The sequence below is a fragment of the Allobosea sp. GW823-FHT01F03 genome (genome assembly GCF_058798075.1).
The window spans coordinates 2,040,708-2,060,656 of sequence record NZ_CM179505.1 but is presented as its reverse complement, the minus strand read 5'-3'; the positions used below and the strand labels follow the sequence as shown (position 1 = coordinate 2,060,656).

At 68.1% G+C, this 19,949-nt stretch carries 25 protein-coding genes and 1 riboswitch; of the genes, 14 read left to right on the top strand and 11 right to left on the bottom strand.

Annotated elements, in window-relative coordinates:
* Positions 1-16: 16 nt before the first annotated feature.
* Positions 17-1,126, bottom strand: coding sequence for a 3-isopropylmalate dehydrogenase (leuB, locus tag AC3RCC_RS09670; RefSeq protein ID WP_291641948.1), 1,110 nt, complete (start codon positions 1,124-1,126; stop codon positions 17-19).
* A gap of 121 nt (positions 1,127-1,247) precedes the next feature.
* Positions 1,248-1,359: riboswitch (TPP riboswitch) on the top strand.
* A gap of 57 nt (positions 1,360-1,416) precedes the next feature.
* Between leuB and thiB the strand changes: the two genes are divergently transcribed.
* From thiB to AC3RCC_RS09655, 3 genes are read left to right on the top strand one after another with little or no spacing between them, the layout of a single operon-like run.
* Complete coding sequence (gene thiB, locus AC3RCC_RS09665) at positions 1,417-2,436, top strand: thiamine ABC transporter substrate binding subunit (RefSeq protein WP_492258289.1); 1,020 nt, start codon at positions 1,417-1,419, stop codon at positions 2,434-2,436.
* A 4-nt stretch (positions 2,437-2,440) separates the two neighbouring features.
* On the top strand, positions 2,441-3,976 hold the full coding sequence (locus tag AC3RCC_RS09660; protein ID WP_492258288.1) for an ABC transporter permease family protein: 1,536 nt from the start codon (positions 2,441-2,443) through the stop codon (positions 3,974-3,976).
* Positions 3,969-4,667 (top strand): thiamine ABC transporter ATP-binding protein, encoded by a 699-nt coding sequence (locus AC3RCC_RS09655; RefSeq protein WP_492258287.1) that lies wholly within the window; start codon positions 3,969-3,971, stop codon positions 4,665-4,667. The genes AC3RCC_RS09660 and AC3RCC_RS09655 overlap by 8 nt, the downstream gene beginning before the upstream one ends.
* A gap of 6 nt (positions 4,668-4,673) precedes the next feature.
* On the opposite strand, the gene AC3RCC_RS09650 is transcribed toward AC3RCC_RS09655, so the two are convergent.
* Complete coding sequence (locus AC3RCC_RS09650) at positions 4,674-5,852, bottom strand: lytic murein transglycosylase (protein WP_492258286.1); 1,179 nt, start codon at positions 5,850-5,852, stop codon at positions 4,674-4,676.
* A 164-nt stretch (positions 5,853-6,016) separates the two neighbouring features.
* Between AC3RCC_RS09650 and AC3RCC_RS09645 the strand changes: the two genes are divergently transcribed.
* The 4 genes from AC3RCC_RS09645 to AC3RCC_RS09630 all read left to right on the top strand — a co-directional run bounded on the left by AC3RCC_RS09645 (position 6,017) and on the right by AC3RCC_RS09630 (position 7,778).
* A complete protein-coding gene (locus AC3RCC_RS09645; protein ID WP_492258285.1) occupies positions 6,017-6,202 on the top strand; it encodes a SemiSWEET family sugar transporter in 186 nt (61 codons plus the stop codon).
* A 128-nt stretch (positions 6,203-6,330) separates the two neighbouring features.
* A complete protein-coding gene (locus AC3RCC_RS09640) occupies positions 6,331-6,687 on the top strand; it encodes a DMT family protein (RefSeq protein WP_492258284.1) in 357 nt (118 codons plus the stop codon).
* A gap of 3 nt (positions 6,688-6,690) precedes the next feature.
* Positions 6,691-7,452: a class I SAM-dependent methyltransferase gene (locus tag AC3RCC_RS09635; protein WP_492258283.1), complete on the top strand. Its 762-nt coding sequence runs from the start codon at positions 6,691-6,693 to the stop codon at positions 7,450-7,452.
* A 23-nt stretch (positions 7,453-7,475) separates the two neighbouring features.
* Positions 7,476-7,778 (top strand): hypothetical protein, encoded by a 303-nt coding sequence (locus tag AC3RCC_RS09630; RefSeq protein WP_291647330.1) that lies wholly within the window; start codon positions 7,476-7,478, stop codon positions 7,776-7,778.
* A 197-nt stretch (positions 7,779-7,975) separates the two neighbouring features.
* Here the strand turns inward: AC3RCC_RS09630 and AC3RCC_RS09625 are convergent, their stop codons facing one another.
* The 3 genes from AC3RCC_RS09625 to AC3RCC_RS09615 form a co-directional block, all read right to left on the bottom strand.
* On the bottom strand, positions 7,976-9,097 hold the full coding sequence (locus AC3RCC_RS09625; RefSeq protein ID WP_492258282.1) for a PQQ-dependent sugar dehydrogenase: 1,122 nt from the start codon (positions 9,095-9,097) through the stop codon (positions 7,976-7,978).
* Positions 9,098-9,149: 52 nt separating this feature from the next.
* Positions 9,150-10,454, bottom strand: a complete 1,305-nt coding sequence (locus AC3RCC_RS09620; RefSeq protein WP_492258281.1) for an NAD(P)H-dependent oxidoreductase — start codon at positions 10,452-10,454, stop codon at positions 9,150-9,152.
* Positions 10,455-10,608: 154 nt separating this feature from the next.
* Entirely contained in the window at positions 10,609-11,583 is a 975-nt protein-coding gene (locus AC3RCC_RS09615) for a Bug family tripartite tricarboxylate transporter substrate binding protein (RefSeq protein WP_291641971.1), read from the bottom strand.
* Positions 11,584-11,739: 156 nt separating this feature from the next.
* Here AC3RCC_RS09615 and AC3RCC_RS09610 point away from each other — a divergent pair, with 156 nt between their 5' ends.
* Positions 11,740-12,552, top strand: a complete 813-nt coding sequence (locus AC3RCC_RS09610) for a crotonase/enoyl-CoA hydratase family protein (protein ID WP_492258280.1) — start codon at positions 11,740-11,742, stop codon at positions 12,550-12,552.
* On the opposite strand, the gene AC3RCC_RS09605 is transcribed toward AC3RCC_RS09610, so the two are convergent.
* Positions 12,549-13,028 (bottom strand): YaiI/YqxD family protein, encoded by a 480-nt coding sequence (locus AC3RCC_RS09605; protein ID WP_452118538.1) that lies wholly within the window; start codon positions 13,026-13,028, stop codon positions 12,549-12,551. The two genes, AC3RCC_RS09610 and AC3RCC_RS09605, sit on opposite strands and share 4 nt — an antisense overlap.
* Positions 13,029-13,159: 131 nt before the next feature.
* On the opposite strand from AC3RCC_RS09605, the gene AC3RCC_RS09600 reads away from it, so the two are divergent.
* The 6 genes from AC3RCC_RS09600 (at position 13,160) to AC3RCC_RS09575 (ending at position 16,332) form a co-directional block, all read left to right on the top strand.
* Complete coding sequence (locus tag AC3RCC_RS09600) at positions 13,160-13,345, top strand: hypothetical protein (protein WP_492258279.1); 186 nt, start codon at positions 13,160-13,162, stop codon at positions 13,343-13,345.
* 8 nt (positions 13,346-13,353) lie between these two features.
* Positions 13,354-13,584: an RAG2 PHD domain containing protein gene (locus AC3RCC_RS09595; protein WP_316017838.1), complete on the top strand. Its 231-nt coding sequence runs from the start codon at positions 13,354-13,356 to the stop codon at positions 13,582-13,584.
* A gap of 35 nt (positions 13,585-13,619) precedes the next feature.
* The gene (locus AC3RCC_RS09590) at positions 13,620-13,823 is read left to right on the top strand and encodes a hypothetical protein (RefSeq protein WP_492258278.1); all 204 of its coding nucleotides are present in this window, start codon (positions 13,620-13,622) and stop codon (positions 13,821-13,823) included.
* A 158-nt stretch (positions 13,824-13,981) separates the two neighbouring features.
* The gene (locus AC3RCC_RS09585) at positions 13,982-15,184 is read left to right on the top strand and encodes a pyridoxal phosphate-dependent aminotransferase (protein WP_291638837.1); all 1,203 of its coding nucleotides are present in this window, start codon (positions 13,982-13,984) and stop codon (positions 15,182-15,184) included.
* 53 nt (positions 15,185-15,237) lie between these two features.
* Positions 15,238-15,837, top strand: a complete 600-nt coding sequence (locus AC3RCC_RS09580) for a sugar O-acetyltransferase (protein ID WP_492258277.1) — start codon at positions 15,238-15,240, stop codon at positions 15,835-15,837.
* Between the two features lie 72 nt (positions 15,838-15,909).
* A complete protein-coding gene (locus AC3RCC_RS09575; protein ID WP_492258276.1) occupies positions 15,910-16,332 on the top strand; it encodes a rhodanese-like domain-containing protein in 423 nt (140 codons plus the stop codon).
* 109 nt (positions 16,333-16,441) lie between these two features.
* Here the strand turns inward: AC3RCC_RS09575 and trmD are convergent, their stop codons facing one another.
* From trmD to rpsP, 5 genes are all read right to left on the bottom strand, one after another.
* On the bottom strand, positions 16,442-17,164 hold the full coding sequence (trmD, locus tag AC3RCC_RS09570) for a tRNA (guanosine(37)-N1)-methyltransferase TrmD (RefSeq protein ID WP_492258275.1): 723 nt from the start codon (positions 17,162-17,164) through the stop codon (positions 16,442-16,444).
* Between the two features lie 80 nt (positions 17,165-17,244).
* Complete coding sequence (gene catB, locus AC3RCC_RS09565; RefSeq protein ID WP_492258274.1) at positions 17,245-17,889, bottom strand: type B chloramphenicol O-acetyltransferase; 645 nt, start codon at positions 17,887-17,889, stop codon at positions 17,245-17,247.
* Positions 17,890-18,116: 227 nt separating this feature from the next.
* Positions 18,117-18,788, bottom strand: coding sequence for an HAD family hydrolase (locus AC3RCC_RS09560; protein ID WP_492258273.1), 672 nt, complete (start codon positions 18,786-18,788; stop codon positions 18,117-18,119).
* A complete protein-coding gene (rimM, locus tag AC3RCC_RS09555; protein ID WP_452118546.1) occupies positions 18,778-19,305 on the bottom strand; it encodes a ribosome maturation factor RimM in 528 nt (175 codons plus the stop codon). Before rimM ends, AC3RCC_RS09560 begins: the two co-directional genes overlap by 11 nt.
* 150 nt (positions 19,306-19,455) lie before the next feature.
* A complete protein-coding gene (rpsP, locus tag AC3RCC_RS09550; RefSeq protein WP_452118547.1) occupies positions 19,456-19,815 on the bottom strand; it encodes a 30S ribosomal protein S16 in 360 nt (119 codons plus the stop codon).
* Positions 19,816-19,949: the final 134 nt, after the last annotated feature.

Sequence of the window (19,949 nt, the reverse complement as noted above, 5' to 3'; positions counted from 1 at the left end):
TGCAGCGAGAGATCGCTCAGCCGCGCGCTTCGAGCGCCTTGATGATGGCTTCGCCCATCTCGGTGGTCGAGACGGCATTGGCGCCGGGCGCCGCGATGTCCTTGGTGCGGGTGCCGGCACCCAGCACATCGGCGATCGCGCCCTCGAGCCGGTCGGCCGCTTCGCCGGCACCGAAGGAATAACGCAGCGCCATGGCGAAGGAGCCGATCATCGCGATCGGGTTGGCGAGCCCCTTGCCGGCGATGTCGGGGGCCGAGCCGTGCACGGGCTCGTAGAGCGCCTTGCGCTTGCCGGTCGCCGGATCCTCGGCACCGAGCGAGGCGGAGGGCAGCATGCCGAGCGAGCCGGTCAGCATCGCCGCGACGTCGGAGAGGATGTCGCCGAACAGGTTGTCGCAGACCACGACGTCGTACTGCTTCGGCCAGCGCACCAGCTGCATCGCGCAATTGTCGGCGAGCACATGCTCGAGCTCGACATCCTTGTACTCCGCAGCGTGCAGCGCGGCGACCGTCTGCTTCCAGAGCACGCCGGTCTTCATGACGTTGTGCTTCTCGGCCGAGGAGACCTTGTTGCGGCGGGTGCGCGCCAGCTCGAAGGCGACGCGCGCGATGCGCTCGATCTCGCCGGTGGTGTAGAGCTGGGTGTCGACGCCGCGCTTCTGGCCGTCTTCGAGCGTCACGATCTCCTTCGGCTCGCCGAAATAGACGCCGCCGGTGAGCTCGCGCACGATCAGGATGTCGAGGCCCTCGACCACTTCCGGCTTCAGCGACGAGGCCGAGGCCAGCGCCGGGTAGCAGATCGCCGGACGCAGATTGGCGAACAGGCCGAGATCCTTGCGCAGACGGAGCAGGCCGGCCTCGGGGCGGTGCTGATAGGGGACATCGGCCCATTTCGGCCCGCCGACCGCGCCGAAGAGCACGGCGTCGGCTTCCTGGGCGAGCTTCATGTCGCCTTCCGAAATCGCCGCCTTGTGGACGTCATAGGCCGAGCCGCCGACGAGGCCGCGCTCCATCGAGAAGGACGCGACGCCCTGTTTCTCGAACCAGGAGACGATCTTCTCGACCTGGCCCATCACCTCGGGGCCGATGCCGTCGCCGGGGAGCAGCAGGAGCTTGTGGTTCGCCATGGTCGCCTCTCGGAATGCTGTTCTCTTCAGGGCCTTCGCGCCCCTGCGCGCTGGTTACGGGCGGAAGCCCGGCGAAGCAAGCCGCAGGCTGGACTTGGGCGCCGCGGAAGCCTATCCCTGACGGGCCTCAACGGGGTGCCCGGCAGCCGGGCTGAGAGGGGCGCGTAAGGGCGCCACGACCCGTAGAACCTGATCCGGGTCGTGCCGGCGGAGGGATTGAGCATCGTCGCCCGCTGCGGGCGACGCACAGCCCTCCCCGTCAGAACCCCAACGATGCATGCGGGGACGTCATGACTGGTCTGAGCGGCAGAACGGGCCTGATCGCCGGAATGCTGGCGGCACTGCTCTTCGCAGCGCCGGCGCTGGCGCAGGACAAGCCGGCGCTGAACGTCTACACCTATTCCTCCTTCACCGGAAAATACGGCCCCGGCGCCAAAGTGAAGGCCGCCTTCGAGGCGCAGTGCCAGTGCACGCTGAACTGGGTCGCCGCCGACGATGCCGGCTCGCTGCTCGCCCGGCTGAAGCTGGAAGGCGAAACGACCAGAGCCGATCTCGTACTCGGCCTCGACATGAACCTCGCCGCCGAAGCGAAGGCGACCGGCCTGTTCCAGCCGCATGGCCAGGACAGCACGACGCTCACTCTGCCGACGCCCTGGACCGACGACACCCTCCTGCCCTTCGACTGGGGCCACCTCGCCTTCGTCTATGACTCAACCAGGCTGGCGACGCCGCCGCAGAGCCTGAAGCAGCTCGTCGACGATCCCAAGGGACCGAAGCTCGTGCTGCAGGACCCGCGCACCTCCGCGCCCGGCCTCGGCTTCCTGCTCTGGATGCGGGCGGTCTATGGCGACGAGGCCGACGCGGCCTGGGGCAAGCTGAAGCCGCGCATCGTCACCTTCACCAAGGGCTGGTCGGAGGCCTATGGCCTGTTCCTCAAGGGCGAGGCCGACATGGTGCTCTCCTATGCGACCTCGCCCGCCTATCATCTCGGCGCCGAGAAGAAGACGCAGTACAAGGCCGCGCCCTTCACGGAGGGGCACTACCTCCATGTCGAGCTCGCGGGCATGACGCGGGCGACGAAACAGCCCGAGCTGGCGAAGCGCTTCCTCGCCTTCATGCTCTCCGACGCCTTCCAGTCGCTGATCCCCGAGGGCAACTGGATGATGCCGGCGAAGCAGCCGGCAACCGGCCTGCCGACCTCCTTCGCCGAGGTGATCAGGCCGGAGAAGACGCTGCTGGTCGCGCCCGAAACGGTTCGCAGCCAGCGCCGGGCCTTCATCGACGCCTGGCTCGCCGCGACGAGCCGCTGAGACCTTGCTCAAGCCCGCCACGCTCACCGCGCTCGCGATCCTCGCTCTCGCCTGCGGCTCGCTCATCGGCCTGGCGCGGGCCGGCTCCGACTTCGCGTCCCTGCTGACGCTCGGTCCCTATCTCGCGCGCTTGCTCGCCTCGGCCGGGCTGCAGGCGGCGCTCTCGACACTGCTCTCGCTCGCGCTTGGCGTCGCGCTGGCACTCGCCCTGTTGCGCCGGTGCTTTCCCGGCCGCGAGCTGCTGCTCGCTTTGCTCACCACCGCCGCGGTAGCGCCCACCATCGTCATCGCCTTCGGCGTGGTCGCGATCTATGGCCGCTCGGGGCTGTTGGGCTCGCTCATGCGCGGTATCGGCGCCGAGCCGCCCTCGATCTACGGGCTCCACGGCATCGTCCTCGCCCATGTCCTGATGAACATGCCGCTGGTGACGCGCGCTTTGCTCCACGCCTTCGAACGCGAACCAGGCGAGCGGCGCCGGCTCGCCTCGGCGCTCGGCTTCACCGCCGCCGATTGCTTCCGGCATCTCGACTGGCCGGTGATCCGACGCGAGGCGCCGGCGCTTGCCGTCCTCGTATTCCTGCTCTGCTTCACCAGCTTCGCCATCGTGCTCTCGCTCGGCGGTGGACCGGCCAATGCGACGCTGGAGGTCGCGATCTATGAAGCCGTGCGCTTCGAGGCGGACTTCGTCCGCGCTGCCGCTCTAGCTGGCCTGCAGCTCGTGATCTGCCTCGGCCTCGCCGCAAGCCTCAGCGCACTGACGCCGCGGGCCCGCGCCGAAGCCGGCGCCGGACACCGCGCGCCGCGGCCCGATCTTCGCACCATGCGCGGCATCGATGCAGGCGTGCTTGCCCTCGGCACGGTGCTGGTCGCGCCACCGCTCCTCAGCGTCGCGAGCGGCCTCGCTCATCTGCCGAGCCTCGCCTCCGCGGAGTTCGTCCGCGCCGCCGCAACCAGCGCCGTCATCGCCCTCAGCGCCGGGCTGCTCGCCTGCCTGCTCGCTCTGCTGCTCGCCAGCAGCGCCCGCGCCGTGCCGCAGCGCTTGCGCCTGCCGGATCTCGCCGCCTTCGCCATGCTCGGCCTGCCGCCCTTCGCCTTCGTCGCCGGGCTCTATGTCCTGCTGCTCGGCCTCGGTGACCCCGCTTCGCTCGGCCTGGTGCTGGTGCCGCTGGTCAATGCGCTGATGGCCCTTCCTTACGCCTATCGCCTGCTCGCTCCGGCGCTCGCCACCAGCGCGGAGCGGCATGGTCGGCTGGCCGAGAGCCTGGGACTCGCCGGCTGGAACCGGCTGCGCCTCGTCGAATGGCCGGCGCTGCGCGGTGCACTCGGCGCCGCCTTCGCCTTCGCCACGGCGCTCTCGCTCGGCGATTTCGGCGTCATCGCTTTGTTCGGCGGCCCGGAGCTGACCACCCTGCCCTATCTGCTCGCCAACCGCCTCGGCGCCTATCGCATCGACGAGGCGGGGGCTCTGGCGCTGGTGCTCGTCCTCAGCGCCGGCGGCCTTGCCTTCCTGACCCAGCGCTGGAGCGCGCGCCATGCTTGAGATCGCCGGCCTCGCCTTGCGCTATCCCGGCTTCGCGGCACGCTATGAGCTGACGGTACCCACCGGCGCGCTCTGCGCCGTGATCGGCCCATCCGGCGGCGGCAAGACGACGCTGCTCCACGCCATCGCCGGCTTCGAACAGCCCGAGGCAGGCTCCTTGCGCTTTGCCGGTCAGGATCTGCTGCCGCTGGCCCCGGCGCAGCGGCCGGTCTCGATCCTGTTCCAGGACCACAACCTCTTCCCACATCTGACCGCGGCCGAGAATGTCGCGCTAGGACTGAAGCCCTCGCTCAGACTCGACGCCGGCGAAAGAGAGCGCGTCGCGGCGGCGCTGGCGGAGGTCAACCTCGCGGAGTTCGCCGCCCGCCGGCCGGCGGAGCTGTCGGGCGGCCAGCGCCAGCGCGTCGCGCTCGCCCGCGCCCTGCTGCGCGGCAAGCCGCTCATGCTTCTCGACGAGCCTTTCGGCGCGCTCGATCCCGGCCTGCGCCGCGAGATGATCGCGCGCGTCGACGCGCTCAGGCGCAGCCATGGCCTGACCGTGCTGATGACCCTGCACACCCCCGAGGAGGCGGCGCAAACCGCCGACCTCTTCGCCTTCGTCGCCAATGGCCGCGTCGAGACCTCGGGCCCCTGGGGCAGGCTGACCGCGAAGGACGGGCCGGCGCCGGTCAGGCGCTTCCTCGGCCTTTGAAGCCCGTCAGAGCCGCCCGCCCTTCAGCGCCCGTAGCACCTTCTCACCGGGCCGGCCTGTCGGCTCCATGCCGATCTTGCCTTCGATATCCTTGATCGCCGCCCGCGTCAGCGAGCCGACAGCGCCGTCCGGCTCGCCGACATTGTAGCCGCGCGCGATCAGCAGGCGCTGCAATTCGCGGCGTTGCTCGCGCGACAGCGGCAAATCGTCGGTCGGCCACTGCCCCTGCACGCCCGGCCGGCCGCGCAGCCGGTCGGAAAGCAGCGAGATGGCGAGCGCATAGGAATCCGCGCCGTTGTAGCTGAAGGCGGCATCGTAGTTCTTGAAGACCAGGAAGGCCGGACCGTTGCGCCCCGCCGGCATCAGCAAGCCGGCATTGCCCGTGCCGTTGAGAGCCGAGCCGTCGAACTTGACGATGCCCTGGCCCGCCCAATGCGAGACCGGCCGCTTCGGATTGCGCCCGGTCGCGCCGGAATAGCTGCGCGGCACCTTGACCTCATAGCCCCAGGTCGCCCCGGTGACCCAGCCGGCCTTGTCCATGAAGTTCGCGGTCGAATGCAGCGCATCCGGGATCGAATCGACGAGGTCGCGCCGCCCGTCGCCATCCCCGTCGACGCCGAGCCTGAGATAGGTCGAGGGAATGAACTGGGTGTGGCCGAAGGCGCCGGCCCAGGAGCCCACCAGCCGGTCGGCCCGGACATCGCCGCGCTGGATGATCTGCAGGGTCGAGATCAGCTCGCCGCGGAAGAAGGCGTTGCGGCGCGGCGCGAGACAGGCGCCTGTCGCCAACGCCTGGACCAGCGGCCAGCGGCCCTTGGCCTTGCCGAAATCGCTCTCGACGCCCCAGACCGCGACGATGGTGTGCCGGTCGACGCCGAAGCGGCTTTCGGCGGCCGCCAGCGTCGAGGCGTGCTGGCGCAGCATGGCCCGCCCTTCGGCGACCTTCTCATCGTCGACCAGCGTGCCAAGATAGTCCCAGATCGGCGTCTTGAACTCCGGCTGGTTGTTCATCGCCTCGATGATCTTCATGTCGGGCGTGACGCCGGCCATGGCCCGGTCGAAGGTCGCGCCGGAGACGCCCTTGGCAGCGGCGGCCGAGCGGAGGCCGGCGACGCAGCTGTCGAAATTGGCGAAGGCCGCCGGGGCGGCGAGGACGAAAGGCAAGGCCAGGATCAGAGCGCGCATGGGTCCACCGAATCGCAGGAATGGCACGAAACTAGGGCGCTGCGGTTAAAGGAGGTTAACCATGCGGCTTTTCGTGGCTGAGCCAGCTTCGTGCCTTGTCTGTCGCGCGCAGGCACGTCCTGATCTATGCCTGCGCAGAAGCGCGAATCGCCCCCGGACCAGCCATGCAGACCGCCCTGATCGAGACACTCGGTTTCGCCGCCGCGACGCTGACGACCTTGTGCTGGCTGCCGCAGGCCGTGCAGACCATCCGGACCCGCGACACCCGCGCCATCTCGCTCTGGACCCAGGCGATGTTCGCCAGCGGCATCGTTCTCTGGCTGCTCTATGGCCTGTTGATCGCTTCCTAGCCGCTGATCGGCGCGAATGCCATCTCGCTTTGTCTGGTTTCGGTCATTCTCGCCATGAAGCTGCGCCACGGCTGAGACGCGCGGACGCCACTTCGAGACTTCAGAGCCAGCCACCAGGGAACCGAGACATGCCCGCTATCACGACCGCGCATCTCCTGCCGATCGTCATGCTGATCGCCTCCAATGTCTTCATGACCTTCGCCTGGTACGGGCATCTTTCCTACAAGAGTTCGGCGATCTGGCTGGCGATCCTGGCGAGCTGGATGATCGCCCTGCCCGAATACATGCTTGCCGTACCGGCGAACCGCATCGGCCACGGGGTCTATTCGGCCGCCGAACTGAAGACGATCCAGGAGGTCGTCACGCTCTGCGTCTTCGCGCTGTTCTCGGTATTCTGGCTGAAGGAATCGCTCAGCTGGAACCACGCCATCGGCTTCGCGCTGATCGCGGCCGGTGCCTTCTTCATCTTCCACGGAAAGGCCTGATCGATGGCGCGCTACCCCGCTACCGGCCACCCAGCGGTCGAGGCCTATCTCGCCGATGGCTATGAGCGGGTCGTCGGCATGTCCTCGCGCTTTGCCGCCGCGATCTGCGCCAGGCTGCTGCGGCTCCAGACCGAAGAGGGGGTTGGCGGCCCGATCGCCGAGATCGGCGCCTTCGAGGGCCGCTTCTTCATCGCGCTGGCGCATGCGCTCGAGCCTGGCGAGCTCGCCCTCGGCATCGACATCTTCGAATGGCCGAATCCGCAGGTGCAGGAGCGCTTCGAGGCCAACTGCCTGAAACACGGCATCGCGCCCGAGCGCCGCGTCACCATCAAGGGCGATGCCGGCGCCATGGCACCGGCCGAGCTGATTGCCCATGCGCGCGGCGAAAGACTGCGCTTCATCCATGTCGACGGCGAGCATTCGCGCGCTGCGCTGGCGAAGGACCTTTCGCTCGCCACCGCCTGCCTCGCCGAGGGCGGGCTGATCGTGCTCGACGACATGCTGCACCCCGGCTATCCGACGCTAATGGTCGCGGTGCAGGACTATCTCGAAGCCAATCTCGGCATTGTTCCTTTGTGCATCATCGATCGCGAGAGCATTGTCGGCGCGACCAAGTTCGTGCTCTGCCAGAGGGACTGGTTCGAACGCTATCAGGCGGCGATGCTCGCGATCTTCAAGGATCAGATCTGGCCGCTCGGGGCAGATTTCGAGCCACATTGGTGCCTCGTTTTATCGCTCGATACCCGGCTCGCCGAGATCACCTGACTCGCCCACCAAGGACCACCGACATGAAGAAACTGGCATTCCTCGCCAGCACGCTTGCCATTGCCGCGAGCCCGGCGCTCGCGGGACCGACCTGCGCGCCGTCAGACAGCCGTGCCCAGATCCTCGCCTCGGCGATGATCGACGATCTCCACCCCGCCTGGCGCGGCGGCAAGCGCGTCGGCTATGGCTGGTCCCTGCAGGTCCGGCGCAACGCCCATGACGATGCCGGGATCACCTATTATGTCGGCGACCTCTACGACACCCGTGGCCAGCTTTCGACGCGCAATGTCTTCGTCGTCGAAAGCGAATGGGATTGCGGGCCGTGAGGCAGACTGCTCACTGAGCATTGCTCTCACTTGCCGTCATGGTCGGGCTTGTCCTGACCATCCACGTCTTTACCGTTCGAGGGCTGTGTTCAAGACGTGGATGCTCGCCACAAGGGCGAGCATGACGGGCTGGAGCGGCGGCATGTTCATGGGTTCCGGGCTCGCCGCTTTGCGGCGCCCCGGAATGACCGCGGAATCTACCGCGCCGGCCGGACGCGCAGGATCTTGCCCTTCGCGTCGTCGCTGAGCAGGTAGAGATAGCCGTCCGGCCCCTGCCGGACATCGCGGATGCGCTCGCCGATATCGGTCAGCAGCCGCTCCTCGCCGGTAACCCGCTCGCCCTGCGTCGAGAGACGCACCAGCATCTGGCCGGCGAGCGCGCCGACGAAGAGCGAATTCTTCCAGGCCGGCCAGCGCTCGCCGGTGTAGAAGGCGGCACCCGACGGCGCGATCGACGGATCCCAGTAGAACAGCGGCTGCTCCATGCCGGCCTTGGCCGTGCCCTCCCCGATCCTGAGGCCGGAATAGTCGATGCCATAGGTGATCACCGGCCAGCCATAGTTCAGCCCGGCCTTCGGCGTGTTGATCTCATCGCCACCGCGCGCGCCATGCTCGGCCGTCCAGAGCTGCCCGGTCTGCGGGTGGAGTGCCGCTCCCTGAACGTTCCGGTGGCCGATCGACCAAATCTCCGGCTGCCAGCCCGGCTTTTGCGGATTATCGGCCGGAACCCCGCCTTCCGGGCGGATGCGGATGACCTTGCCGATATGGTTCTCCGGGTTCTGCGCCTGGTCGCGCTGGCCGTAGCGGTCGCCCGTGGTGACGAAGAGCGCCCCCGTCCGGTCGAATACGAGCCGCGAGCCGAAATGCATGTTGCTGTTGACCGTCGGCATCTGCCGGAAGATCACGCTCGTCCCTTCCAGCGCAGTTCCGGCCGCATTCAGCTTGCCGCGCGCCACGCTGGTGCCGTTGCCACCGGCCCGCGGCTCGGAAAAGGAGAGATAGACCAGACGGTTCTGCGCAAAGCCGGGATCGAGCACCACGTCGAGCAGGCCACCCTGGCCGCGCCCGGTGACGTTGGGCACGCCAGAAAGCGGGGGCGAGAGCTTGCCGTCCGCCGCGACCAGCCGCAGCCGCCCCGGCCGCTCAGTCACCAGCATGCGGCCGTCGGGCAGGAAGGCGAGGCCCCAGGGGTTTTCCAGCCCGCCTGCCACCGTCTCGACCAGCAATTCCCCCGCACTCGACGGGTAGCGCTGCTGTGCGCCTGCCGGCAGGGCCGCGAGCATGGCGGCGAGGCAAAGCGGCGCGAGGAAAAGGCGCATGAGGTTCTCCCTGAACGATCCTGTCCGGATCAGATAGGGAGAACCACGCCGCTCACCAAGCGTGAGCTGCGAGCTCACGCCGGAGTTGGACGATCTGGGAGGCCTCGTCGAGCACGACATCCTCCGCCGTCACCACCGCACCGGCAGCGACATCCCGCTTCAGCTTGACATGGTGGGCAAGCCCGATCGGCAGCGCGCCGCTGGCGCGGCTCGCATCAGCCGACATCAGCTTGCCGTAGACGGTGTAACCGCCCTCGCCGTCCAGCGTCTCGCCGGCCTTCAGCGCGCGCTTGGCGGTCGCCACCGCATCGCCGCGCCAACCGCGCGTCGCGCCCGTCGCCTCGCCGCGCAGGGCAGCATTCAGCACAGAGATCGAGAGTTCGAGCCCGATCAGGTGGAAGGGCTTGTACATCGCCGCGTAAAGGCCGCTGGAATCGGTCGGCAGTCCGTATTGCTTGAAGCAGGCGGCGGCATAGGCGTTGGGCGCCTTCAGCACGACATAGACGCCCCAGCGCAGGTCGCGAAAGACCGGGCGGCCATCGCGCTCCAGCGAGGACACCACCTCGACCATGCCGTCGCGCTCGAGCTGGCCGCCGACCGCCTTCGGCCGCAGCACATGGGCGAGATCGTCGACGCCGCAGGGCGGGAAGGAAAGCCCGTCCTCCGGCACGTCGAGCCCGCAGGCATTGGCGATCGCCGCCATCTCGATCGCCGATTTGGTGCCATCGAGGAAGGAGTTGAACATTTGCGGGTTCATGCCGGCGGCCTTGGCCGCTTCGGGCGTCAGCCCGTAATGGCCCCAGACCTCGTCCGGCGTCACCCGGTGATAGGAAGGCAGGTATTTCGTGCCCTTGCCGGCGGCCGCGACGGTGAAGCCGGTCGCCCGCGCCCAGTCGACCATCTCGGAGACCAGCGCCGGCTGGTCGCCATAGGCCATCGAATAGACCACGCCGGCCGCCCTGGCCTTCGCCGCCAGCACCGGGCCGACCAGAACGTCGGCCTCGACATTGACCATGACGACATGTCGTCCGGCCGCGATCGCGGCGAGCGCGTGCCTGGCGCCGGCAGCCGGATGCCCGGTCGCCTCGATCACCACCTCGACGCCGTCCGTTTCGGCCGCGCTGACCCCGCTATCGACGAAGCGGGTGCCGGCGATACGGGTCTCGTCCCAGCCGACTGCGCGACAGGCATTGCGCGCCCGCTCGGGATCGAGATCGGCGACCGCCGCGACCTCAAGACCTTCGATATGCGGCACTTGCGCCAGGAACATCGAACCGAATTTGCCGGCCCCGATCAGGGCGCAGCGAACGGGGCGGCCGGCCTCGGCACGGGCGGCGAGTTTTGGCATCAGGTTCATGCAGTCCTCCCGAAAGAACCGCAGCCCTCATCCTGAGGAGCCGCGCAGCGGCGTTTCGAAGGATGTTCCAGAGCGCACTGGAAACATCCTTCGAAACGCGATCTGCGATCGCTCCTCAGGATGAGGGCTGCGAATATCAACCCCTGAAACTAGATCACTCCGGCTTCACGCCAGCTTCCTTGATGATTTTCTCCCAGGTCGCGATCTCCTGGAGGTGGTAGGGCTTGAAGGCGGCGGGATCGCGCACCTTCAGGGTGAAGCCGAGCTTCAGGATCTTCTCGGTGATCTCCGGCTTGGCGATCGCCGCCATCACCGACTGCGAGAGCTTCTCCAGCACCGGTGCCGGCGTCGCCGCGGGAGCGAAGAAGGCGGCCCAGCTATCGGCATCGGCATCGGAGACGCCCTGCTCGCGCAGGGTCGGGATGTCCTTGGCGCGCGGATTGCGCTCCGGCGAGGCCAGAGCCAGCGCACGCAAGGTGCCGGCATTGATCTGCTCGAGCACCGAAGGCAGCGTCGAATTGGCGATATCGATGCGCCCGCCGATGATCTCCTGCACCAGCGGCGCCGCGCCGCGGAACGGCACATGCGTCATCCTGATGCCGGTGCGCTGCATGAACAGCTCCATGGCGAGATGAGAGCCGGAGCCGACGCCTGTCGAGCCGTAGTTCAGCTTGTCGGGATCGGCCTTGGCGAGCGCGACCAGCTCGGCGATGTTCTTGGCCGGCAGGTCCTTGCGCACGACGAAGGCATGCTCGAAGGCACCGACGCCCGCGACCGGCGCGAAATCCTTGACCGCGTCATAGCCCGGCTCCTTCAGCAGGAACATGTTGTTCCCATGCGTCTGGTTGTTGCCGAAGATGAAGGTGTGGCCGTCCGGATCGGCCTTGGCGACGGCGCGCGTGCCGACCGCACCCGAGGCACCGGCACGGTTGTCGACCACGACGTTCTGGCCGATCGTCGCGGACATTTCCTGCGCCACGAAACGCGCGATCGCATCGGTCGGCCCGCCCGCCGGATAGGGCACCACCAGGGTGATCGGCTTCGACGGGAAGCTCTGCGCCCGGGCGATGGCCGGAGCGAAAACGGCGCCAGCGACGAGGCCGAGCGTGGAACGGCGGGTAAGCATCATCAAATTCCTCCCGGAAGCCCGATCCTGCGACGGGCGTTGGGCCGAGGATTACGGGCAAAGCGCCGATGCGTCCAGCACTGGCCGGCGCGGCACACCAAGCTGTAGCCTGTGGGCAAAGACGTCAGAGTCGGATCCGACTCCGGGGAGGAATGCCGCATGACCGTCCGCATCGAGCGCGAAGGCAAGGTCGCGACCGTGATCCACAGCCGCCCCGAGGCACGCAATGCCATGGACCCGGACAGCGCCATCGCGCTGACGCAAGCCTTCCGGGAGCTCGACGCCGACCCGCACACCGCCGCGATCGTGTTCTGGGGCGAAGGCGGTGCCTTCTGCGCCGGCTGGGACCTGAAATATGCGCAGGCCTTCACCGATGCCGGACGCTTCCAGAGCGAGATCGTCGAGGGCCTCGCCTTTCCCGAGGGTGACGCTCCGGCGCCGCGTGGACCGATGGGCCCGTCGCGGCTGGAGATGAACAAGCCGCTGATCGCGGCGATCGAGGGACCGGCCGTGGCCGGCGGCATGGAGCTCGCGCTCTGGTGCGATGTCAGGGTGATGGCGCATGATGCCTATTTCGGCGTCTATTGCCGGCGCTGGGGCATCCCCTTGATCGATGGCGGCACGGTCCGTCTGCCCCGCCTCGTCGGCCAGGGCCGGGCGCTCGAGATCATCATGACCGGCCGCAAGGTCGAGGCGCAGGAGGCGCTGCGGATCGGACTTTGCGAGCAGGTCGTCGGCCGCGGCCAGACCCGGGCCGCCGCCGAGGCGATGGCCCAGCAGATCGCCCGTTTCCCGCAAGGGGCGATGCTCGCGGATCGCAGAAGCGCCATTGCCGGCCACGGCCTGCCCGTGCACGAGGCGCTGGCCCGCGAATGGAAAGGCGGCGTCCAGACCATCGCGACGGAAGGCGCGGCCGGCGCCGGCCGCTTCGCCGCCGGAAAGGGCCGCGGCGGCGATTTCGGGGATATCTAGGCTGCGAACCCCGCCCGCTTCAGCCGCTGGATCGCCAGGTCGAGCGCCTGCAGAAAGGCCGAGCGATCCTTCGGCGAGAACGGCTTCGGCCCGCCGCTCGCCGCCCCCATCGCCCGCAGATCCTCCATCATGTCGCGCGTCGCCAGCGCCATGCCGATCGAGGCCTCGGTGAAGGGTTTGCCGGTCGGCCCGATCACGTCTGCGCCCGCCTTGAGGCAACGATCGGCCAGTGGGATATCGGCGGTGATCACGATCGCGCCGCGGCGGGCTCGCTCGGCGATCCAGTCATCGGCCGCGTCGAACCCGTCGGAGACGATGACGCGTTCGATCCAGGGCTCGCGCGGCACCATCATGAAGCTGTTGGCGACGACGAAGACCTTCAGCCTGTGCCGTTCGGCGACGCGGTAGATCTCCGGCTTCACCGGGCAGGCGTCGGCGTCGACATAGATCGCGATGGTGTTCGGGCTTTCATCCATGGAAGGGCCATCGCAGGGACGAAGCGCGCATGCAAGCCGGCCCTTATGCCGGCCTTATACGCCGCCGCACCTTCCGCATGGCGGTCTTATCGGCGTCGGACATACATCCAAAGGCCTCAACGGAGGTCGAAATGTCGACTGAAACTGCCCTCAAACGCAACGCCCAGCAGCGCCGCGCCAACGCCGTCTACAGCAGCCTCGCCCACAAGCGCCCGATGATCGGCATCCTCTGCACAGAGATACTCGCGCTCGCCGTGCTCACGCTCGCCATCGCCGGCATCATCGGCCTGCGCGCCTGGCTCGCTCTGCCGAATTGAGACCCGCCATGCCCCGTTCCAAATCTCCGCTGCCGCTCGGCGCCGAAAGCCATCTCTTCCTTGTCGGCCAGTCGAAGCGCGGCTTCTGGGTGGCGCGCGATCTCGAAGGCCGCAGCGAAGGCATCTTCCGCGACCAGAAGGAAGCGATGCGCTTCGCGCTCTACGAGGGCGGGCACGCCAATGCCGTGCTGCTCTCGCCCGCCCCGGTCGAGCCCTCCTTCGGCACAGGCATCCACTGACCCATCCCCGTCATGCCGAGCGGGCAGCGCGTGCTTTGGAGCGCGCGCTGCTCGAGATCTTCCTGGAGGCGGCGGGGGCGCTGATCGACCAGCTCGTCGAAGCCGGCATCCACGATCCCGCCGATATCGCCCGCCGGCTCAACCGCCGCGGCTTCCCCTGCTTCGGCCGCTCGCGCTGGAACGCCGTCGCCGTCGCGACGGTGCGGCGCCGGCGCCAGCGCCTGGCGGAGGCCGGCTGAGATATCCTGCCCCCAAGTCCTGGCCGTCGGGATACAGCCAGGTCATTCGTGTTGCTTCTGGCCGATATCAAGGAGTTGCGCTTGCGGTACCGGCGCTTGGGTCCTAAACCACGCCCGCGCCTGGAGGCGCGCCCTGTAAGCTCCCGGAGATCTGGATCATGGCTTTCCTTGCCGACGCCCTGAAGCGCGTGAAGCCGTCTGCGACCATCGCCATCACGCAGAAGGCGCGCGACCTGAAAGCGCAGGGCAAAGACGTGATCTCGCTCTCCGTCGGCGAGCCCGATTTCGACACGCCGGACAATATCAAGGAGGCGGCGATCGCCGCCATTCGCCGCGGCGAGACGAAGTACACGCCCGTCGCCGGCATCCCGCAGCTGCGCGAAGCCGTCGTCGGCAAGTTCAAGCGCGAGAACGGGCTCGACTACAAGCCTTCGCAGGCCATCGTCTCGACCGGCGGCAAGCACGTCATCTACAACGCCCTGCTCGCCACGCTGAACCCCGGCGACGAGGTGATCTGCGTCGCGCCCTACTGGGTCAGCTATCCCGACATCGTCCAGCTCTGCGGCGGCAAGGCGACCTTCGCCAACACCCGCATCGAGGACAATTTCAAGCTCCAGCCGGCAGAGCTCGAGCGCGCCATCACCCCGAAGACCAAATGGGTGATCATGAACTCGCCCTCGAACCCCTCGGGCGCGGCCTATACCCGTGACGAGATGAAGAAGCTCACCGACGTGCTGATGCGCCATCCGCATGTCTGGGTGCTCTCGGACGACATGTACGAGCATCTGGTCTATGGCGAGTTCCAGTTCGTCACCCCGGCCCAGGTCGAGCCGGGCCTGTACGAGCGCACGCTGACCATGAACGGCGTCTCGAAATCCTATGCGATGACCGGCTGGCGCATCGGCTACGCGGCCGGCCCGCAGCAGCTGATCACGGCGATGGACACCGTGCAGGGCCAGCAGACCTCGGGCACCTCGGCGATCTCGCAATGGGCCGCCGTCGAGGCGTTGAACGGCACGCAGGACCATCTGCCGGTGTTCAAGAAGGCCTTCGAGCGCCGCCGCGACCTCGTGGTCTCCATGCTGAACCAGACCCGCGGCCTGAAGTGCCCGGTTCCGGAAGGCGCCTTCTACGTCTACCCGGACTGCTCGGCCCTGATCGGCAAGACCATGCCGAACGGCAAGAAGATCGAGACCGACGAGGACCTCGTGCTCGGCCTGCTCGAAACCGAATCGGTCGCCGCCGTGCACGGTTCCTCCTTCGGCCTCGGCCCGAACTTCCGCATCTCCTACGCCACCGCGGACGAGACGCTGGAAGAGGCCTGCCGCCGCATCCAGCGCTTCTGCGCCGAGCTGCGCTGAGATTGAAGGCCGAGGCCGGCGGTTCAGACTGCCGGCCTCGGCCCTGCTCCACGATGAACCTCGACGAACAGCGCGCCCTGATGCGCTCGGGGCAGATGTATGACGATCTCACCCCGGAGCTGATCGCGGCCCGGGCCCGTGCCGTCGGGCTGACCGACGCCTATAATCGCAGTTTTGGCCAGCCGGCCGCGGAGCGCGAGGCGCTGCTGCGCGCCTTCCTGCGCGAGGTCGGCGAGGGCGCGCTTTTCGAGCCGAATTTCCGCTGCGAGTTCGGTTTCAACATCACGATCGGCCGCAGCTTCTACGCCAATTTCGACTGCGTGATGCTGGACGGCGCCGAGATCACCATCGGCGACAACGTCCTGCTCGGGCCGCGCGTCGGCATCTATACCGCCAACCACGCCATCGACCCGGCCGAGCGCGTCGCCGGTGGCTGCTATGCCAGGCCGGTCAGCATCGGCAACCGGGTCTGGATCGGCGGCGGCGTCCAGATCAACCAGGGCGTCAGCATCGGCGACGACAGCATCATCGGTGCAGGCAGCGTGGTGACGCGCGACATCCCCGCTGGCGTGATCGCGGCCGGCGTGCCCTGCAAGATGCTGCGCGAGATTACCGAGGCGGACCGGACGGGCTTTCGCCCGGTGCGTGACTGAACGCCGCGGTCGCTGCGCCGCTTCCAGGCATCGTGAATTGCGGTCCCTGCCGGCATTCGCTAACGCTCCGGCATGACACGCCGCGCCTTCCTCGCCATCGCTGCCCTGCTCCTGCTGCCGCCTCTCGGCCAGGCCCAGGCGCCCGCTCCCTCGCTTTCGGTGCGCGAGGCGCATGAGGCCGCGCAGGTGGGGCGCGTCGTCCTCGTCGACATCCGCACGCCCGAGGAATGGGCCGATACCGGCATTCCCGAGGGCGCGATCCGGCTCGACATGGAGGGCGCCGGCTTCGAAGCCCGCCTCGCCGGCGTGAAGCTCGACAATCCCGGCAAGACGATCGCGCTGATCTGCCGGACCGGCAACCGCTCGTCCAGCCTGCAGCGCAAGCTCGCCGGCCGCGGCTGGCGCGATGTCGTCGACGTCCGCGGCGGTCTACTCGGCAATCCCCGGGACAAGGGCTGGCTCAGCGAGAACCTGCCGGTGAAGGCGTATCCGTGACGTGCGCTCTTCTCCCCACGGGGGAGAAGGTGTCTGCGCAGCAGACGGATGAGGGCAGAACGACCGGGTGAGACGAGAGGGGCCGCTTGCGCGTCCTCTCCCTCATCCGTCAGCGCTTCGCGCTGCCGCCTTCTTCCCCGAGAGGAGAAGGAAGGTTCAGCAAATCCGGCCGCCGCTCCCTCGTGATCTTCTCCGCCTGCTCGCGCCGCCAGCGCGCGATGCGGGCATGGTCGCCCGAGAGCAGCGCCTCTGGCAGGCCCCTGCCCTCCCATTCGCGCGGCCGGGTATAGTGCGGGTATTCGAGCAGCCCGTTCTCGAAGCTCTCCTCCTGCCCGGAGGCCTGCTTGCCCATCACGCCGGGAATCAGCCGGACGCAGGCATCGAGCAGCACCATCGCCGCCATCTCGCCGCCGGAGAGGATGTAGTCGCCGATCGAGACCTCGGTCAGGCCGCGCCCCTCGATGACGCGCTCGTCGACGCCCTCGAAACGCCCACAGACGATGACGACGCCCTCGCCCGCCACGAAATCCCGGACCATGCGCTGGTCGAGCCTGCGCCCGCGCGGCGACATCAGCAGGCGCGGGCGCGGATCGTCGGCAGGGACGGCGGCATCGATCGCCGCCGCCAGCACGTCGCAGCGCAGCACCATGCCGGCGCCGCCGCCGGCCGGATTGTCGTCGACATTGCGATGCCGGCCGATGCCGTGATCGCGGATCTGGTGGGTGTCGAGCGACCACAGCCCGCTGCGCAGGCCCTCGCCGGCCAGCGAGGCGCCGAGCGGGCCCGGGAACATTTCGGGATAGAGCGTCAGGATCGAGGCATGGAAGGTCATGGCCTTCTGCTGGCACGAAACGACGGCCGCGTCATCAGCGCGCCACGGCCGTCGCTCCCTTAGCCACGCCTTGCGGCGCGCTATGCGGCCGAGCCCGCCTTGCTGCGCTCGCGCCAATGGGCGTGCAGGCCCTCGATATCGGCGCTGGTCAGCAGCGGCATGGCATCGCGCAGATGCTCATCGCTCCAATCCCACCACGCCATTTCGAGCAGCATCGCGATCCTGGCCTCGTCGAAGCGCTTGCGGATCGGCTTCGCCGGATTGCCGCCGACGATGGCGTAGGGCTCGACATCACGGGTCACCAGCGCCCGCGTCCCGATCACCGCGCCATGGCCGATCGTGATGCCTGGCATGATGATCGCCTCGGAGCCGATCCAGACATCGTTTCCGATCACGGTATCGCCCGCCGGCAGGTAGCCGTCGCGCGCGTTGGAAAAATGCGGCTGGTCTGGAAGATAGTGGAACGGGAAGGTGCTCGCCCACTCGTTCCGGTGGCCCTGATTGCCGGCCATGATGAAGGCGGCGCCCGAACCGATCGAACAGAAGCTGCCGACGATCAGCCGGTCGGCGCCTTCGTTCGGGAGCAGATAGCGCGCGCAATCGTCGAAGCTGTGGCCGTGATAGTAGCCGGAATAATAGCTGTAGCGCCCGACGCGGATATTGGGATGGCGCACCTGCTCGGTCAGCGGAATGCCCTTGAACGGGCTCTCGAAATAGTTGGTCATGAGTTGCTGCTCGTAAAGCCGCGCGCTCGTGGAGCGCTGCCGGCTGGAAGACATGGAAAAAGCGGGCGCGCGACCTGGCCGGCGCCCTCCGGTCTTCGTCCCTCGGCTCAGTGGCGCGGGGACGCGATGCAGCTGGTACAGTGCGCCTGCTTTATGATGCCCGACCATAGCCGCCGCTGCGGCCTCGGGGCAAATCCGCGGGGCCGGAGGCAAACCAGCCCGGCATGTCAGGCGAAGCGCAGCGCCGGCAGCCCGTCCAGCGCGGAAAAGTCCGGCACGCTGGCGATGACGTTGTCGAAGCCGGCGAAGGCCTCGGCGCCCAGCATGGTCAGGAGCGCGACCGCGCGCATGCCGGCACGCCGCGCCGCCTCGACGCCGTTCGGTGCATCCTCGAAGACGATGCAGTCGGCCGGATCGACGCCCATCCGCTCGGCGGCGGCGAGGAACATGTCCGGGTGCGGCTTGCCGGGATAGCCCTGGCTCGGCGAGACGATGGTCGCGAAGCGCTCGCGCAAGGAGAGCGTATCAAGGATCAGCGCGATGTTCGGCGGGGCCGCGGCGGTCCCGACCGCCATCGGCACGGTATGGCTGCGAGCCCGGTCAAGCAGGCCGACCAGGCCGTCGATCGGCGCGACATGCGGCCTGTAGGTCTCGCGGTAAAGGCGCTCCTTCTCCTCGGCGAGCCGCTCGAGCTCGGCCGCATCGGCGCCGGGGAAATGCGGGCCGATGATGTCGGAGATCGCCATGCCCGCAGTGCGCGCCGAGAAGGTCGCGCGCTCGAAGGGCAGGCCGTGGCCGCCATACCAGCGCTCCCAGGCATCGTCATGGAAGCGCATATTGTCGACGATGGTGCCGTCCATGTCGAAGATCAGCGCCTTCGCCGGCATGTCACGCAGCATCGTCATCCTCGAACAGGCCGGCCGGCGGCAGCGCCTCGATTCGCTTGCCGGCGACATCGATGCGCGGCGTAAAAGCCTTGGTGAAGGGCATCAGCACCGAGCGGCCATCCGGCGTCTCGATGTCGAGCAGGTCGCCGGCGCCGTAATTGGCGACGGCGATGACGGTCCCGAGAACGGCCCCGTCGGGGCCGATGACCGAGCAGCCGACGAGATCGGTCTGCAGGAACTCGTCCTCGTCCTCGGGCGCCGGCAGGCGCGAACGCTCGACGAAGAGCTTGACGCCGTTCAGCGTCTCGGCTCCCTCGCGGCTGGTCACGCCCTTGATCTGGGCGACGACCACTTCCTTGGCCGGGCGCAGCGACGAGATCTCGAAGCGCCGACCCTTCTCGTCGGTGAGCGGGCCGTATTCGGCCAGCGCCAGCGGATCGCCGGTGAAGGTCTTGATCCGGACCTCGCCGCGCACGCCATGGGGCGCGCCGACGATGCCGAGCAGCACGAGGGAGTCGTCAGCAGCCACGGCTTACACCACCACGCAAGGACGGCCTCCCCGTCATGCTCGCCCTTGTGGCGAGCATCCACGTCTTGAACACCGCACGCGACCAGTAAAGCCGTGGATGGTCGGGCCAAGCCCGACCATGACGACCGGCATTACAGGCCGCGATCGGCATCACGCCTCGGCTTCGGCCGGTGCAGCGCTCTTGGCGGCGTGCTTCTCGGCGCGCTCCTTGGCCTTCTCGCCGGGAACCGCCTTGTTCGGGTTGTTGCGGGCCGGGCGCTTGGCGATGCCGGCGGCATCGAGGAAGCGCAGGACGCGGTCGGTCGGCTGGGCGCCCTTGGCGAGCCAGGCCTTGGCCTTCTCGACATCGAGCACGACGCGCTCCGGCGAATCCTTCGCCTTCATCGGATCATAGGCGCCGATCTTCTCGATGAAGCGGCCATCGCGCGGCGAGCGGGCGTCGGCGACGACGATGCGGTAATAGGGGCGCTTCTTGGCGCCGCCACGGGTCAGGCGGATCTTCAGGGACATGGTCTTCTTCCTTCAGTCTTGCTTCTTGCTTCACTTGACCGGCCATGAGGCCGGCGTCTCTCCGTCATGCCCGGACTCGTCCCGAGCATTCACGTCTTGAACACCAGATGCGACCAGCGAAGACGTGGATGCTC